The sequence below is a fragment of the Pseudoalteromonas sp. SCSIO_11900 genome (genome assembly GCF_000576475.1).
GTDB classification, from domain to species: Bacteria; Pseudomonadota; Gammaproteobacteria; order Enterobacterales; family Alteromonadaceae; genus Pseudoalteromonas; species Pseudoalteromonas tetraodonis.
The window spans coordinates 371,220-386,369 of record NZ_KK070023.1 but is presented as its reverse complement, the minus strand read 5'-3'; the positions used below and the strand labels follow the sequence as shown (position 1 = coordinate 386,369).

Annotated in this window: 12 protein-coding genes; 6 read left to right on the top strand and 6 right to left on the bottom strand. The window is 40.0% G+C overall.

Annotated elements, in window-relative coordinates:
* Positions 1-8: 8 nt before the first annotated feature.
* Both BG00_RS01790 and BG00_RS01785 read right to left on the bottom strand, forming a co-directional pair.
* Positions 9-389, bottom strand: a complete 381-nt coding sequence (locus tag BG00_RS01790) for a DUF3192 domain-containing protein (protein WP_036980206.1) — start codon at positions 387-389, stop codon at positions 9-11.
* A gap of 174 nt (positions 390-563) precedes the next feature.
* Positions 564-1,508 (bottom strand): D-2-hydroxyacid dehydrogenase, encoded by a 945-nt coding sequence (locus BG00_RS01785; protein WP_036980205.1) that lies wholly within the window; start codon positions 1,506-1,508, stop codon positions 564-566.
* A 440-nt stretch (positions 1,509-1,948) separates the two neighbouring features.
* Between BG00_RS01785 and BG00_RS01780 the strand changes: the two genes are divergently transcribed.
* Positions 1,949-3,082, top strand: a complete 1,134-nt coding sequence (locus BG00_RS01780; protein ID WP_036980204.1) for a 1-acyl-sn-glycerol-3-phosphate acyltransferase — start codon at positions 1,949-1,951, stop codon at positions 3,080-3,082.
* Positions 3,083-3,185: 103 nt separating this feature from the next.
* Positions 3,186-3,431, top strand: a complete 246-nt coding sequence (locus tag BG00_RS01775; protein WP_036980203.1) for a DUF1289 domain-containing protein — start codon at positions 3,186-3,188, stop codon at positions 3,429-3,431.
* On the opposite strand, the gene BG00_RS01770 is transcribed toward BG00_RS01775, so the two are convergent.
* Positions 3,428-4,072, bottom strand: coding sequence for a type 2 periplasmic-binding domain-containing protein (locus tag BG00_RS01770; RefSeq protein ID WP_051498249.1), 645 nt, complete (start codon positions 4,070-4,072; stop codon positions 3,428-3,430). The two genes, BG00_RS01775 and BG00_RS01770, sit on opposite strands and share 4 nt — an antisense overlap.
* 434 nt (positions 4,073-4,506) lie before the next feature.
* Between BG00_RS01770 and BG00_RS01765 the strand changes: the two genes are divergently transcribed.
* From BG00_RS01765 to BG00_RS01755, 3 genes are read left to right on the top strand one after another with little or no spacing between them, the layout of a single operon-like run.
* Complete coding sequence (locus BG00_RS01765) at positions 4,507-4,710, top strand: DUF3283 family protein (protein ID WP_013465864.1); 204 nt, start codon at positions 4,507-4,509, stop codon at positions 4,708-4,710.
* Positions 4,711-4,722: 12 nt separating this feature from the next.
* On the top strand, positions 4,723-5,124 hold the full coding sequence (locus BG00_RS01760) for a GNAT family N-acetyltransferase (protein WP_036980202.1): 402 nt from the start codon (positions 4,723-4,725) through the stop codon (positions 5,122-5,124).
* A gap of 25 nt (positions 5,125-5,149) precedes the next feature.
* Positions 5,150-9,655 carry an EAL domain-containing protein gene (locus BG00_RS01755; protein WP_036980201.1) on the top strand — a complete coding sequence of 1,502 codons (4,506 nt, stop codon included), beginning with the start codon at positions 5,150-5,152 and terminating at the stop codon, positions 9,653-9,655.
* 24 nt (positions 9,656-9,679) lie between these two features.
* Here BG00_RS01755 and BG00_RS01750 read toward each other — a convergent pair whose 3' ends face one another.
* Entirely contained in the window at positions 9,680-10,624 is a 945-nt protein-coding gene (locus tag BG00_RS01750) for an ion transporter (protein ID WP_036980200.1), read from the bottom strand.
* Between the two features lie 8 nt (positions 10,625-10,632).
* Positions 10,633-13,299 carry a bifunctional acetate--CoA ligase family protein/GNAT family N-acetyltransferase gene (locus tag BG00_RS01745; RefSeq protein ID WP_036980199.1) on the bottom strand — a complete coding sequence of 889 codons (2,667 nt, stop codon included), beginning with the start codon at positions 13,297-13,299 and terminating at the stop codon, positions 10,633-10,635.
* Between the two features lie 380 nt (positions 13,300-13,679).
* Between BG00_RS01745 and BG00_RS01740 the strand changes: the two genes are divergently transcribed.
* On the top strand, positions 13,680-14,396 hold the full coding sequence (locus tag BG00_RS01740; RefSeq protein ID WP_036980198.1) for an SIMPL domain-containing protein: 717 nt from the start codon (positions 13,680-13,682) through the stop codon (positions 14,394-14,396).
* On the opposite strand, the gene BG00_RS01735 is transcribed toward BG00_RS01740, so the two are convergent.
* Positions 14,388-15,047 carry a hypothetical protein gene (locus tag BG00_RS01735; RefSeq protein ID WP_036980197.1) on the bottom strand — a complete coding sequence of 220 codons (660 nt, stop codon included), beginning with the start codon at positions 15,045-15,047 and terminating at the stop codon, positions 14,388-14,390. The genes BG00_RS01740 and BG00_RS01735 overlap by 9 nt on opposite strands.
* Positions 15,048-15,150 lie beyond the last annotated feature (103 nt).

Below are 15,150 nucleotides of genomic sequence, written 5' to 3'. Positions count from 1 at the left end.
GTAGTTACTTAGTTTGTCAGCATTTGCAGTGCTGAGGCACCAATACCAACTAATTTATCATTTTTAAATACCAACGGTGTGCATTCATCTTTAGTCATTTTACCATCTGAATGGATGCTGTGCGTTGCATAAAATAAGACTTGGTAAACATCCTCTTCTTTTTTAAGTAATTCGGTGAAGTCAGGTGTTTTTAGGGCTTTTAATACAGACTGATAAGAGCTATCCATTGCCAAGCCTGAAATAATTTCACGATTATTCTTATGTGTTGCCTGCCAGCTAGAAGAACTATTACCAGCCCAATGACCCTCCGCTTCGCCATCGGATACAGCAATAACACAGCCAGTTAAAAAAGGAGCGGTAAGGGCGGCGATTAAAAGTGTTTCTTTCATTTTTTATTATCCTAGATGATTAATTACAGACTTTAGAGCAAAGACTAGGCCAGTTTTTTAATCTTTAAAAATCAATTATTTATTTTTAAAGTGATTTTTTGAGTTAGTGGCTTTTTTAAGAAATAAAATTAAAAGCCACTTTTTAGTTATTTTGACTAACTTAATTTAACGGCATTAAACCAAGCGATTACGCGACTCTTGTTGACTAAATGCAGCGATATTTAAACTCACTTCTTTAACCAAGCGCGCAATAGATTCGGTACTGGCCCACGCTATATGTGGGGTTAGTAGTAAGTTATCTCCCGTGTAATTGGCCAGTGGATTGTTGTGCTCAGCAGGCTCTTTGGTTAGTACGTCAACACCTGCACCAGCAATCATATTGGTTTTTAAGGCTTGTGCTAAGTCGGCTTCGTTTATGATCCCCCCGCGCGCGGTGTTAATAATAAGCGCAGTTGGTTTCATCATTTTTAATTCATTAAGCGTAATTAAGTCACGCGTTTCATCATTAAGTGGGCAATGTACGCTGATAATATCCGCTGTTTTTATTGCGGTTTCAAAAGGCGTGCGTCCTTGGCGACACTCAGCACCTTTGCGCTCTGCAACAATGACATGAGCACCAAAGGCTTCAGCCACTTTAGATACAGCATTGCCCAGAGTTCCCCCACCAATAATGGCTAATGTTTTACCCTGAAAGTCATTAAAGCTGTAATCAAGGCGACAAAACATTTCACTTTTTTGCCATGCACCTTGTTGGCAGTCCGCTTGGTAGCGATGAGTATTGCCTAATAAGTTAGTAATTAACGAAAAGGTGTGCTGCACAACCGAGGGGGTTGAATAACCAGCAACATTGGTTACCGCAATGCCTAAATCTTTCGCGGCATTTAAATCAACATTATTGGTGCCGGTAGCACTAACACAAATAAGTTTGAGTGATGTTAATTGTGCCATGGTGTCACGATTAATCACTACTTTATTGGTGATTAACACCTCTGCATTTTGGCTATGTGCTAGCACTTGCTCTGGGCTAGTTAGCTGATGCACGGTAAGCTTTCCCAGTGCTGAGATACAATCAAGTGAGGTGTTTGCCAGTGTAGCGTTATCAAGAATTGTTATGTTCACGGTGTGTCCTAATAGTGTATGTGTTAAGGGAATAATAACCCCTGTACGCGAAGTGCTTGTGATAAAAAGAGTATCATCTATTTGAATGTTATTGGGTTTATCATGTTGCGTTTACATTAGCAGTTGTAGAGCCATATTTAAATGTGGTCTGCCCACTGAAGCTTAACTGGCATGTTATTATGATCAACTGCCTTGCTAAGTTAACTTGAATAAAGTGCTGTTAGTAAGGTCTACCCATTTAAATTAATAATTAATAGCCATAGTCTATACGTATGCGTTGTTAGCAAGACAGCTAGGCTCAGCGTTAAACTATAACGCTATGAAAACTCAGTAAATCGAACTTTAGTATTGCTAGTTTCGTATTTTTGATTGAGTTATAATCAAAATCAGACACAGCGGGGCGTTTTAACGCGCCGTTTTTAACTTTGTAGATGCAGTAAATGATTGAATTAGAAGATAAGTACGCAGATATAAGACCTTACAATGACGATGAAGTTGCCGCCTCATTAACGCGATTAATTAACGATAATGCGTTTATTGATGTAATTGCAAAATACAATTTGCCACGCTTTATATCCGCAGTTGGGTTTTTAGCACGCGCTATAATAAAGCATCAGTTGCGCAAAAAGTGGGGCAAAGTTAAAACGGTTGAAGATGTACAAAATGAAGTGGCACATTACTTAAATACATTAATAAAACGTACCACCTCAAAAGTCACTTTTTCTGGCTTAGAAGACTTAGACCCTAATCAAGCCTATCTTTTTGTTTCAAACCACAGAGATATTGTACTTGACCCTGCACTGGTTAATTGGGGCTTATTCCAGCATAAAATGAAAACAGTGAGAATTGCGATTGGCGATAACTTGCTGCAAATTCCTTACATTACTGAGCTTATGCGCTTAAATAAAAGTTTTATTGTGAAACGCTCAGCGAAAGCCCCAAAAGAGATGTTAAAAGCGCTGACTCAGTTATCGGCTTATATTTATGATTCACTCAGTAGCGGGCACTCAATTTGGATTGCCCAAAAAGAAGGGCGCGCTAAAGATGGGGTTGATCAAACTGATCCTGCGCTTTTAAAAATGTTGCAACTTAATGGCCGTAAACAAAAGAAAGAATTTGGCGAATACATTAAAGAGCTCAAAGTGGTGCCAGTTGCAATCTCTTACCAATACGAGCCTTGTGCTATAGCTAAGGCAAAAGAGCTATATCATAAACAACATCATGGGAAGTATGTTAAATCGGCGGGTGAAGATATTGCCAGCATTGTTGAAGGGTTTAGTTCAGCCAAAGGGCATGTGCATTTATCGTTTGGTCAGCCTATTGAGTCAGGTTGTGACAGTGCCGATGAACTGGCAAAAACCATTGATAAGCAAATTATTGATTCGTTTTACTTACACCCAGGCAACTTTATTGCTGCTGGCTGCACTGAGGCGGTGATCAATAAAAATGACGTAGTACAATTTGAAGCACGTTTGGCCAAGGTGCCAGAAGAGTTAAGGGCTTTGGTTTTAGCTATGTATGCCAAGCCATTTCATCGAAAAACACAAGTAGATGAACAAAGCTGTAAGCAGTAATTAACAGCTTAAGCTAACAACAAAGCAGCAATTTATTTGCTGCTTTTTTTTTGCACAAAAATAGCGCTATACTCAGGCTATGCTTTTAATACCGGAGGGTAAAATGCAACAAATTGAAATATTTGATATTCCTAGCCCTTGTAAAGGTATTTGCTTAGTTAATAATCGCGGTTATTGCAAAGGCTGTTATCGCAGTCGCGATGAGCGTTTTACATGGAATTCGTTAACGAATTCCCAAAAGAAAAAAGTATTGAGTTTATGCCAGCAGCGCTATAAACGTTACTTACAGCAAAAAAATAAAGTGGCACAATCATCACCGCAAGCAGATCAACAAGGTTTTGATTTTTAAAAGTGTAGGTTGTATTTTGACCTGAGTTTTGCAACTGTGCCGTTATTGTGTAACTTATCCAGTGTTGCTTCTAGCTGGGGAACAATATCCGCATGACTGTGATGTAAATAATGATAAAGCGGGTAGGTTGCAACGACTTGTTTTTCATAGCAGCCTAAAGAGGGAGGAATGGTTTTATTTGCCATCGCAAAATCAATAAGTAACGCTCCTTGTACTTTTTGCTGGATCAGTAAGTTAAGCTGCGTATTATTATTTTTAACTTCAATTACCTTACCTTGAAAATCAATACTGTCTAAATATCGCTGTTGTACAGGGTAACTGGAAATAATAGCAACGCTATCTATGGTTTTAGTGGAGCTGGGCTCACAGCGTTTATAAAGTTCAAGGTTAAATTTAAAGAGTGGATAGTTAACTCGAATTAAATTTTTATAGGCACTTTCAATACTGATATCGCGAGCAAGCTGCCCATCTAACATGCCATTATCTGCTGCAAATAGTGCATTTTGACGATTAAAATCGACAATATTTAGTTTAAAGCCCATATCTGTATAGGCCAATTGTAATAGCTCAATGGTATAGTTTGCTTGTTGAGTGTTTTGCGGGCGATTAAATGTGTAGCTATAACTGTGCGCAAAAGACATATTACTAAAAACTAAGCACAGTAATACCAGCAATCCGTTAAAGCGTTTAAGCACGTCAGTATTTCCAATTAATTGCGGCAAGATAATAAGCAGCCATAGTAACAAATTGTCTGTCTTTTGCACAGTTTGCATTAGTAATCTTGCAAAAGTTACCACCAACAATTATTGATTACGTTGAATTATTTACAGTCGCTTATTTTTATTAGTTATAGAGTTAGTTTTTTATAAGCTTAAACGTATAATCTATGTTTTATTGAGCGAGGGGCTGTTGACCTTTGCGGATGGAAATTTGTTCAAACTAGGGGCGCTCGGGCGAGTTGTTTAACCTAGTGGGCTAGTAAAAGCCGAGCAAAGCCTCCGTATGCTGCTCACGCCACTTACCTGTATTCATGCAGGCAACAATAAGTTTATAGCCACTAATAATTGGAGTGAATATGAGTTTTAATCTGTGTAACTTGCCGCGAGAGCAAAAGTATCAAATTCAGTTAGATTACGAGGCCTCATTTTGGGCTTATCAAATTAAGCGCGGTAAAAAAACGCGTGAGCAAGTGTACGACACTCTGCATAGTCGTCCTGTTGCAGAGCAAGGTGTTTTAAAACAAAAATTTGAGCAGTATTTGGCCATTATGCTTAGCTAGGGTTTGCCTACTATGCTTGTAATTAAACAATTAGAATCAATTAAAACGCCCTTAGTTAATAAGTTTTATACGTTATATAACGTCCGCGGCCGTGCTAATAAACAGGATCAGGTCTGGGTCGCTTACGATAATAATACGATTATTGCCGCCTGCCGGTTACAGAATAAGCCCACATTTTTATTTTTATCAACGGTGTTCGTGGCTCCTTCTTATCGTTCAAAGGGGGTGGCAACCCAGTTATTAGCTGCCCTTTTAAATGCGCAAACAGAACCTGTTTACACCTTTGCTTATCAACGCCTTACTGATTTTTATCAAGCACTTGGTTTTAACCAAGTGTTAACATATACTCCTGCATTATTAACGCTATTTGATGCTTATAAGCACCGAAATATTACCGCATTGAAATATCAATAAAACATAAATTAGTAATAGGGCAAGCATGGGTATGAGTATTAATGGGTTTATCACAGCCATATTTGTGCTGTTTATGCTCATAAGCGTTGAAGTAACAGCGCAAGTAAAACGATTATCCCCAAGCGAAGGCTTATCTCAAAGTTACGTTAATACCATGCTTATCGATAACAATGGGTATTTATGGCTCTCTACTGAAGGAGGCCTTAACCGTTACGATGGCTATCAAGTTATTACAATCAATGGCCCTAATGGTGAGTTAGAAGAGGCGAACATTGATCGCATATATCAAGACCAGCAAGGGCATATCTGGATTGCCTCCTTATTAGCAGGCTTGTTCAGATACGATCCGAAAACGGATACCTACCAACAATACATAGAAAAACCTGTCACAGAAGAGCAAATACTACAGCAGTCCGTTTTTACTATGTTAGCCACCGATGATAAAACCTTATGGATTGGACAAGGCCGAGAGTTTGCAAAACTCGATATAGACAACGGCTCTATTACCTCCTTATTTACACTTCCTGAGCAATTTGAAAATGCGTTTGTGCGTACTTTGTTTCATTATAACGGTTATATTTTTATAGGTAGCACAGACGGCGCGTATGTTTTTAACATCGCAACACAGCAGGTAAGGCCACTCGAGCACTTGAGTGAAACGGATGTACATATTTATCAAAATAATGTGAAATCATTTGCGCTAGGTAATAACAATCAGTTGCTTGTTGGTGCGGTTAAGGGCTTATACGCTGTTGATATTAGTAATTTAGAGGTAATGTTTAACAACCGCGAACAATCATTTACAAGCCAAAAATTACTGGCCGATTTGAATGTTTGGGATATTGATAATCAGCAAGGAGTGCTCGATTTAGCAACAGATAAAGGCCTGCTTTGTTTTAATTTAACTACTAAAAAAGTGGTAAAAAATAAACGTATCCAACAGAGTAAGTACACCCTCGCCGATAACAGTATTATTGATATGGTGAAAGATAAATCGGGCGGAATGTGGCTAGCCACTAAAACCGATGGTGCATTTTATTTATCGGGCGACAATTACAAGTTTTATAATGTAGAGGGAAATGCACTGATTGGGGATGGTTTATCACATCATTCGGTATGGTCAATTAAGGAGTTCCAAGAAAAGCTATGGTTAGGCACACACAATGGTTTAACTGCGGTTGATTTAAAAAGTAATCGCTCAAAGGTGTATTTAAAAGATTATAAAGTCGATTTACTGACCACAGAGTTTACTATTTTCAAAATTATGCCTTACAAAGATAAACTCTGGCTGCACTCAAACCGAGGATTATTCATTTTTGACCCGCAAACTCAGCAACTTACCCAACCAAAAACTAACAGTCCTACCAATCAGGTTTTTTTAAATGATTGGATGCATGGCCTGACATTGCTACCAAACGGGGATTTGTATTTTGTACACCCAGATCATGGTATGTTTAAATATAATATTGATAGCCGACAATTAGTTCACTTAAAAGGCGAATTAGCACAATTTGACCCTTTTTTAGCGCATGGCTTTTTACCCCCATTACCGCACCAACCCGAGAAGCCATTATTTTTTAGTGGTGGCGTTTTATATCAATTTAACCCCAATGATTTAAGTTTAAACACCATTTATAAAGTGCCTAAACACCATGAAAATGTAGCCGTTAGTATTCTTTCCTACGTGGTAGATGGGCAAGGCATACTTTGGCTATCGTTATCTAATTTTGGGCTGATTGGTATAGATGTAACGACCTATGAGTTAGTGCACACAATTGATTTAGATAAAAATAAACTAGGCACCTTGTTGTACGATATGGTTCTTGATGAAGAGGGAATGATTTGGATGAGTAGCCATAAAGGAATATGGCGACTAAATCCTGAAACAATTCATTTTCAGCAATTTACAACATCAGATGGGGTGCTCTCTGCTGAGTTTAATAATGGCGCTATGGCTAAGTTAGCGGATGGTCGAATTGCCTTCGGTAGCCTCAAAGGTTTTACCTACTTTGATCCTAAAGACAATAAAAATAGCCAAGGTTTATTAGATCAGGTCAATATCACGCGCATCAACTTAATGTCTCGGGACTTGTCTATAAATTTACAGCAGCCATTAAAAAATATCACTTTAAACCATGATGATATCGGGCTTGAGATTGCATTTTCAGCGATGTCATTTAGCTTCCAAGAGCGCATTATTTATGAATATCAGCTCGATAAAGGTAAAAAAAGTTATACCCGAAATAATCGGGTGGTGTTTCCTAAATTAAACCCAGGCAGCTACCAGTTAAAAGTCTGGGCAAAAGATCCACTGACCGGCAACTATACTGCGCCAGCAACGTTAAATATTAAAGTGAAATATCCGCTATGGCGTGCTCCATACTTTTTAGCGCTTTATGCCATTTTATTGATCACCATAGTGACTGCATGGGTAATGAGGCGCAACAAAATACAGCGTATCTTATTGGCAGCACACAAAGAAAGCCAAGACAGTGAAGCGCGTTTAAAGCTTGCACTAGAGGGAAGTGAGTCCGGGGTATGGGATTGGCAGGCGAGCCAGTTAAATATTTATCAGCCTAGATTAGTCAACGAATTAGGCTACGAAGATGACTCGGTGAGTTTAGATGACTACCTAGAAAAAATTCACCCTCACGAGCGTGCTATTTTTAGGTTGGAGTGGTTAGAATTTTTATCAACAGATAAAGGGTATTTTAATTGTACCTACCGATTACGCCACGCCAAAGGTCATTGGCGCTGGTACAAAGACTTTGGCAAGGTGGTTGAATGGGACAAAAAAACGCCGCAAAAAGTAGCCGGTACGTATACCAATATGACACGTGAAAGGGTGTTTGAAGAGCATGCACGGTTATTTACCGCCGCGTTTGAACAAACCCGAGATTGGGTGTTTATCTTAGATAAAAACTTTAATATACGTGCCTCAAATAAATCGCTGCAAAGCGCTTTTGGCTTATCAGCAGAGCCTCGTTCAACCCGTGCGCTTAATTTGGGAATGTCCCGCAGTAGCTATTTTGATTATTTACGAATTATGCAAAAGCTTGAAGTGGGCGAACATTTTTCATGTGAAGACACTGTCGTTCTGGCAAACAAAGAGCAACGCCATGTACTGGTTAAAATAAGCGCCGTGGCTGATGAAAGCCAAAGGCTGAGTAGTTTCGTGATTATTTTAACGGATATTCATGCACAAAAGTTAGCTGAGAGCGAACTGCACATACTAGCTAATTACGATTCACTTACAGGGCTGCCAAATAGAACCTTGTTTAACGACAGAGCTATACATGCCATCAATCAGGCGCGCCGCCATCAGTGTAAAGTGGCTTTGTTACACGTTAATATAAAACGGTTTAAGTATTTTAATGATTCATTTGGCACAGAAAACGCCGATGAGATAATAAAGCTGGTGGCAAACCGCTTGAAAACAGCATTACGCCGTTGTGATAGCGTCGCGCGTTTAGGCGGTGATGAATTTGTAATTCTAGTTGAAGATATTCAGCAAATAGAAGAAGTATTACTTATATGCACCAAACTAATGGATTGCGTGAGTAAAGACATTGTTATGAATCAGCAAAGCGTCAATGTGCACCTAAGTATTGGTGTGGCTATTTTCCCTGATGATGCCGCGCATTATAAAGCACTGTTGAAAGCATCAAATGTGGCGCTTTATTATGCTAAAGATGGCTTGGAAGGGTGTTATAAGTTTTACAAACAAGAAATGAATCAACGTGTTGAAAAGGCGATGCATTTAGAATCACAGTTGATCAAAGCTTATCATGAACATGAATTTTGTAATTATTATCAACCCATTATTAATGCGTCTACGCAAAAAACAGTGGGCTTTGAGGTGTTACTACGCTGGCCTGATAATCAGTTAGCGAGTACACAAGAGTTTGCAAACGTAGCTGAAAATATAGGTTTAATCACTAAAATAATGCTACAAACATTTAAGCGTGCTTTGGTGCAGTTAGCTCGTTGGCGTAAAGTGTGTCCTGATCTATACCTATCAATTAACCTCTCAGCACTGGATTTTGAATTTATCGGACTCGTCCCTGAAATTCGCCAAGCACTAAACAATGCAGCACTGCCGCCCGAGGCTATTGTATTTGAAATAACAGAGTCTATTTTAATGCGAGACTCAGAACATGCGCTTAAAAATATGGACTTACTAAAGCAACTAGGTTGTAAGTTGTACATGGATGATTTTGGAACAGGGTACGCCTCATTAACTTATTTGAAGCGCTTTCCGATTGATGTATTAAAAATAGATCGCAGCTTTGTGCAAGATATTGGTATTGATTCGGATAACGAAGCGATTATTCAATCTACACTAGCTTTAGCAAGCAGTTTAAGTAAAGAGTGCATTGCTGAAGGGGTTGAAAGCGCACATCAGTTGGCTTTTTTAAAAGCGCAAGGTTGTAGCTACTTTCAAGGTTACTTGTTTAGTAAAGCGGTGCCTAAAGAGCAGGTGCTTGAGCTTATTGAGCACGATTGGCACCCTGTATTCTCACAAGCTTAAAGCGCCGCTTAATACATTATTTTATTAAGGACGTTTACCACAGTGACGGCAAAATAAGTGTGAGCTGCGTTTATTTAGCTCCGCTTTTATTGCTTTATTGGCCTCTAGCTTACTTAGCCCTAGTTTGTAGCGTAACTCCTCAAGGTGATGCATCTGCTCATCAGTAAGCTTACCATCGGTTATTTTCTCGTGGGTGGCATCTTCAAAGAGCTGGCGACGTTTGCGGATTTGCTCTGAGAAACTCGACGCTAATAAACCGGTTGGTATGGCAACCATCCCCATACTCACCAACGTGATTACGCCACCAAATAGTTTACCAATAGGCGTTATAGGCACAACATCGCCATAACCAACCGTAGTCAGGGTTGCCATTGCCCACCACATGGCTGCAGGAATAGAGCCGAACTTGTCTGGTTGAATGTCGTGCTCTAATAAATAAATACCGCAAGAGGCTAAAATAAGTAACACAGACATAATAAAAAATGCCGCCAGTAATGAACTCGACTCATCAATAAACGCCTGCAATAACAATTGCATTGCTCGAGAATAACGAGTGAGCTTAAATACCCGCAACAACCGCAGTACCCGTAAAAAACGCAAATCGATAGCAAAGAAAAACATTAATAAACTAGGCAAAATGGCAATTAAATCGATAATTGCCAGAGGTGATAAAATATATCGAATCCGTTTTTGTGTGTTTGAGCAATTCATGGAGGCGTACTTTACGCGATCGACACAGGTCCAAGCACGTATTAGGTATTCAGCACTAAATATAGCCACTGATACCAGCTCCAAGATTAAAAACTCGCTATAGTACTCGGTTGCGATGCTGCGCACCGACTCAAGTACAATCGCCACCACATTAATCATAATGATACTGATCAGTATGATATCTAAAATGTGTCCCGCTCGCTGATACTTACCTGACGCTTCAAATACTTGGTTTATGGTTTGTCTTAGTTTACGCATAGTACCTATTATAATGTGAGCAGCATATTGATACTGCCTTCTTCAAAATCACGACTTATTTTAAACCCGAGTTTACGAGCCAACTCAATCATGCCGGTATTTTCTGGCAGGGTGATACCTTCAACCGTTTTCACGCCTTGGCGTCTGCAGTGAGAAATAGCCGCGTTCATTAAAATACGCCCTAACCCAAGTCCTTGGCAATCAGAACGTACCACAATGGCAAACTCTGCTTGTAAGTTATCGGGATCCATAATCACTCGCGAAACCCCTAATGTGTGCTGTTGCTCGTCTTGTGTTTGGGTAACAATAAATGCCATTTCGCGGTCGTAATCAATTTGCGTCATTTTAGCGAGTTGATCATGGTTAAATTGTGGCAATTCACCAAAAAAGCGCTTGTATCTATCTTCTTTGCTTAAGGAGCGGTCAAACTCTTGATGTGCCTGCTCATCTTCTGGTTTGATTGGTCTGAGCGTTGCTAAGGTCTTATTTTTTAGGGTCACCGTTTCAACCAGCTCAATAGGATAAGGGCGGATTGATAAACGTTTTCGGTGCGCCTGAACCTGATACTGATTTAGGTTCATGGTGGCATCAAGGACTAAAAACTGCCCATTACTGGCTAAAATAGGATTTAGCTCTAACGAGGTGATATCCGGTTGATCGACAACGAGTTGAGAAATTCGGGTCAGTAGCGCACATAAACGATATTTATCTACTTTTTCTGGCAGAATGCGATCTTTAAGAACTCCCTTATCATGGGCGGCGGCAATTAAATATTTAGCTAGGTTCATATTCAGTGGTGGCAAGGCCACCGCCGCTTGAGCGTACTCAAGCCCTGTGCCAGCTTCACCTAATAAAATAACTGGCCCAAAATTAGGCTCTGTTTTAATGGCTATGCGCAGCTCATTGGCACCTGCTCTTGGCGCCATTTTTTGTAACGAAAAGCCATCAATAATAGCATCAGGGTAGGTGTTTTTTATTCTTAACAGCATGGCAAATGCCGTTTGCTCGACCTCTTGTGCATCATTGAGGTTGAGTACTACGCCACCGACTTCAGACTTAGAGGGAATACTGGGGCTCATCAATTTTAATGCGACCGGAAAACCTAGCTCTATTGCTTGCTCTTTTGCCTCAGTAGGGGTGTAGGCTACTTCAGTTTGGATACAGTCTATACCGTAGCTACTTAAAATTTGACTCGCTTGATGGGTTGATAAGTAATGTTGCTCATCATCTAAAAACTCTTTAATAGCTGCTTTAGCTGCTGCTTTATTAATAGTCGCATCATCGGTGTTTGATTCTGGCGTTTGGGTTAAATGTTTTTGGTTACGACGATAGCTTACTAAGTGCATAAAGGCACCTACTGCGCCTTCTGGGGTACGATAGGTCGGAATGGCATTATTTGCGCAGATGCGCCTGGCTGCGAAGGCGGCATCTTCTCCCATGAAATTAGTGATCACATACGGACGTGCCATTTTCGGTAATTTGTTCAGAGCCTCAACAATAACCTGAGCATAATTTTCACTCGGGGCCAATGCCGATGGAGTATGAATGATCAGTAAGTTTTTAACTTCTTTAGCATTAAGCAGTATTTCTAATGCGTGTTTGTAACGCACTGGCGCAGAATCGCCAAATATATCGACAGGGTTGGATGTTGTGTCTGAATGTGGGATCACTTTATTGAGTGCTTCGCGCGTTTTATCACTAAGCTGAGCAAGTTTACCTGAGCTTTGAATAAGTTCATCAACGGCCATCACTCCAGGGCCGCCGCCATTAGTTAGTATAGTTAGCTGCTCTACTTGCAATAATTTGGGGTGCATTGCTAAGGTTTGAGTGGCGGCAAAAAGCTCGCGCAAATCATTTACTCTTAACATCCCTGCGCGTTGAAACATGGCATCATATACTGCATCTGAGCTTTGTTTTCCGCCGGTGTGTATTTCAGCAGCAAGAGCGCCTGCACTGGTTCTGCCCGTTTTAATAGCAATAACGGGCTTAGAAAATGCCGCCGCACGCGCGGCAGAAATAAAGCTGCGAATATCATTAATGTTATCTATGTAAAGTAGGATAGCTTTGGTTTTAGCATCGCGGCCTAAAAAGTCGAGTATTTCGTCAAACTCAATATCTAAACAATCTCCCATAGATATAAAGTATGAAAAGCCAATTTCTTTATTTTTAGCCCAATCAAGAATCGTTGAACAAACAGCCGCTGATTGCGACACAAAAGCCAGTTTACCTGGCGTGGCAACAGTGTGCGAAAAACTCGCGTTTAAACCTATATGCGGAATAAGTAACCCTAAGCAATTTGAGCCAAGCAGCGTTACCTTATGCTTCACAGCATTATCTTTAAGTTCTTGTTTTTGCGCGCTTGTTAGGCCATCAGCAATAATAATAGCGCTATGACACCCCAGCGTACCTAGCTGCTCAATAATTTTCATTAAGGTGTTTTTATTGGTACAAATAACGGCTAAATCAGGTACTTTGGGGAGAGCCTCAATACTTGGGTAAGCTAATACGCCATGCACCGCAGTATGATTGGGGGTAACGGGCATGATGGGCCCTTTAAACCCGCCTTGTAATAAATTACGCATTACCACATTACCAGCCCGAGTAGGGGTGTTTGATGCCCCAATAACAGCGACTGAGCTTGGATTAAAAAACTGGCTAATACGTTTTAGACTCATTGCGTTTCCTTGGCTGATTAAGTTTTGCTATCTATACCCTTTCAATGTAACCTGTTTATTATGTTTTTTCGAGCGTGAACGTGCTTATTATTGATATTAGGGTCTGTTGACCTTTCAAGGTTAAACTTGCAGCAGTCTGTTTGGTATTTAGGCAAGGCAGAGCCTATGTGGTGTGGTTATTCCCCATAAATAGGCGATAACGCAGCATAAATGCCAAACAGGCGCTGCCCGAAGGGTTCTGCCTAGGGGCGATTTACTCTTTGTTGCTCGGTTTTTACTTAGCCCACTAGGTTACAAACCTCGCGCCGCGATTAAATCGCCCCTAGTTTGAACAAGTTTTAATCCGCAAAGGTCAACAGACCCTAATCAAGGAGATTAAGGTGAATAAAATATCGAATTTAAGTGTTGTTATGGCAGCGGCGTGTTTAAGCATTGGCCTAATTGCATTGGGTTTTATTGTAAAAGGGGCTGCGCTTGATATTAAAGGGATGGAGCGCACGGTGCAGGTAAAAGGGTTAGCTGAACGAGAAGTTGTGGCAGATACCGTTATTTGGCCTTTACAGTTTAACGATGCCGACAACAATCTTGAAAAGCTTGTTGAGCGAGTTGAGCAAAAAAACGATGCGGTGATTGCTTTTTTAAAGTTACACGGCTTTGATGATGAAGAAATATCGACAGGTACTCAATCTATTATAGATAAGCAAGCCCGTGAATACGCGAATGATAATCAAAAGTTTAGGTATGTTATTAGCTCAAATATTATTGTGTATTCAAATGCTCCTGATAAAGTTAAAAACGCACTGAGCAAAGTGAGTCAGTTAGCTAAACAAAATATAGCTATTGTGCAAGACAACTATCAAACCCGTATTGAGTATATTTTTACTGGGCTTAACGATATAAAACCAGCCATGGTGCAAGAAGCCACAGAAAAAGCTCGTGAAGTGGCAGATAAGTTTGCTAAAGATTCAAATTCACGCTTAGGTAAAATTAAAACCGCTCGCCAAGGGCAGTTTAGCATTAGCGATCGGGATTCAAACACGCCGCAAATTAAAAACGTACGTGTTGTTACCAGCGTAGAATATTACTTATCAGATTAGAGCCGCCACTTGTTCAGTAGAGCGCTGTAAATAAGCGGCGCTTAGTAGCAAGGTTATCTCGCTTGGGGGATTATTTTTTAATGCCTCAAGTATTTGTAATTTTGCTGCAGGATTTTGTTTTTGCTCTATTTCCATTAATGCGAGCAAGGCCGAAAATTCATGTTTTATCGGAAAGTTTGGCTTATGTGCATAGGCAATGTAACTGGCAACCGGAGTGAGCCCTTGCTTATTTGTATGTGCTAACGCATGTAGTAACTCTTCATTAGATTCAAATAACATCAACGAGCGAACATAGTTAAAAGGCAGTTGTGTGGGCATTGCTTGCTTAAATACATTATGCAGGGCGTTATTGCCAGTGTCGTCTGTACTAATAAACCCCTTATTTAATTTAAGTGCAGGCGTAAAAAAGCTCAGCGCATCTAAACTGGTTAGTTTTTCAATAAACGGCGCTGGTGGCGTATTGGTGGTTAAAATACGCATGGCGATGTTTTGCATAAAATCGTATTTAATACTCATGCGTAGCGCACTTTCAAATAGGTAATTAAGCTGTATTACTTGCTGTGCCTCAGTGAGCTTTTTAAAATCGTTATCTAGTTCATCAAACTGCTGTTGTTTAATACGCGCATTGAGTAGCTGTATGCTTAGATCCATTCTGTTCTCCTTGAGTTCCAACTTTATCCTAGCTTAATTTTTTGCTTTATAAAACAAAAGGCCGCAATTGCGACCTTTTATACCTTTAAGTAAATACTTAAAA

What these genes read in the sequence shown, in the direction of transcription:
- BG00_RS01790 (WP_036980206.1), bottom strand. Translation starts at nt 389, where the DNA reads ATGAAAGAAACACTTTTAATCGCCGCCCTTACCGCTCCTTTTTTAACT.
- BG00_RS01780 (WP_036980204.1), top strand. Translation starts at nt 1,949, where the DNA reads ATGATTGAATTAGAAGATAAGTACGCAGATATAAGACCTTACAATGAC.
- BG00_RS01775 (WP_036980203.1), top strand. Translation starts at nt 3,186, where the DNA reads ATGCAACAAATTGAAATATTTGATATTCCTAGCCCTTGTAAAGGTATT.
- BG00_RS01770 (WP_051498249.1), bottom strand. Translation starts at nt 4,072, where the DNA reads ATGTCTTTTGCGCACAGTTATAGCTACACATTTAATCGCCCGCAAAAC.
- BG00_RS01765 (WP_013465864.1), top strand. Translation starts at nt 4,507, where the DNA reads ATGAGTTTTAATCTGTGTAACTTGCCGCGAGAGCAAAAGTATCAAATT.
- BG00_RS01760 (WP_036980202.1), top strand. Translation starts at nt 4,723, where the DNA reads ATGCTTGTAATTAAACAATTAGAATCAATTAAAACGCCCTTAGTTAAT.
- BG00_RS01755 (WP_036980201.1), top strand. Translation starts at nt 5,150, where the DNA reads ATGGGTATGAGTATTAATGGGTTTATCACAGCCATATTTGTGCTGTTT.
- BG00_RS01750 (WP_036980200.1), bottom strand. Translation starts at nt 10,624, where the DNA reads ATGCGTAAACTAAGACAAACCATAAACCAAGTATTTGAAGCGTCAGGT.
- BG00_RS01745 (WP_036980199.1), bottom strand. Translation starts at nt 13,299, where the DNA reads ATGAGTCTAAAACGTATTAGCCAGTTTTTTAATCCAAGCTCAGTCGCT.
- BG00_RS01735 (WP_036980197.1), bottom strand. Translation starts at nt 15,047, where the DNA reads ATGGATCTAAGCATACAGCTACTCAATGCGCGTATTAAACAACAGCAG.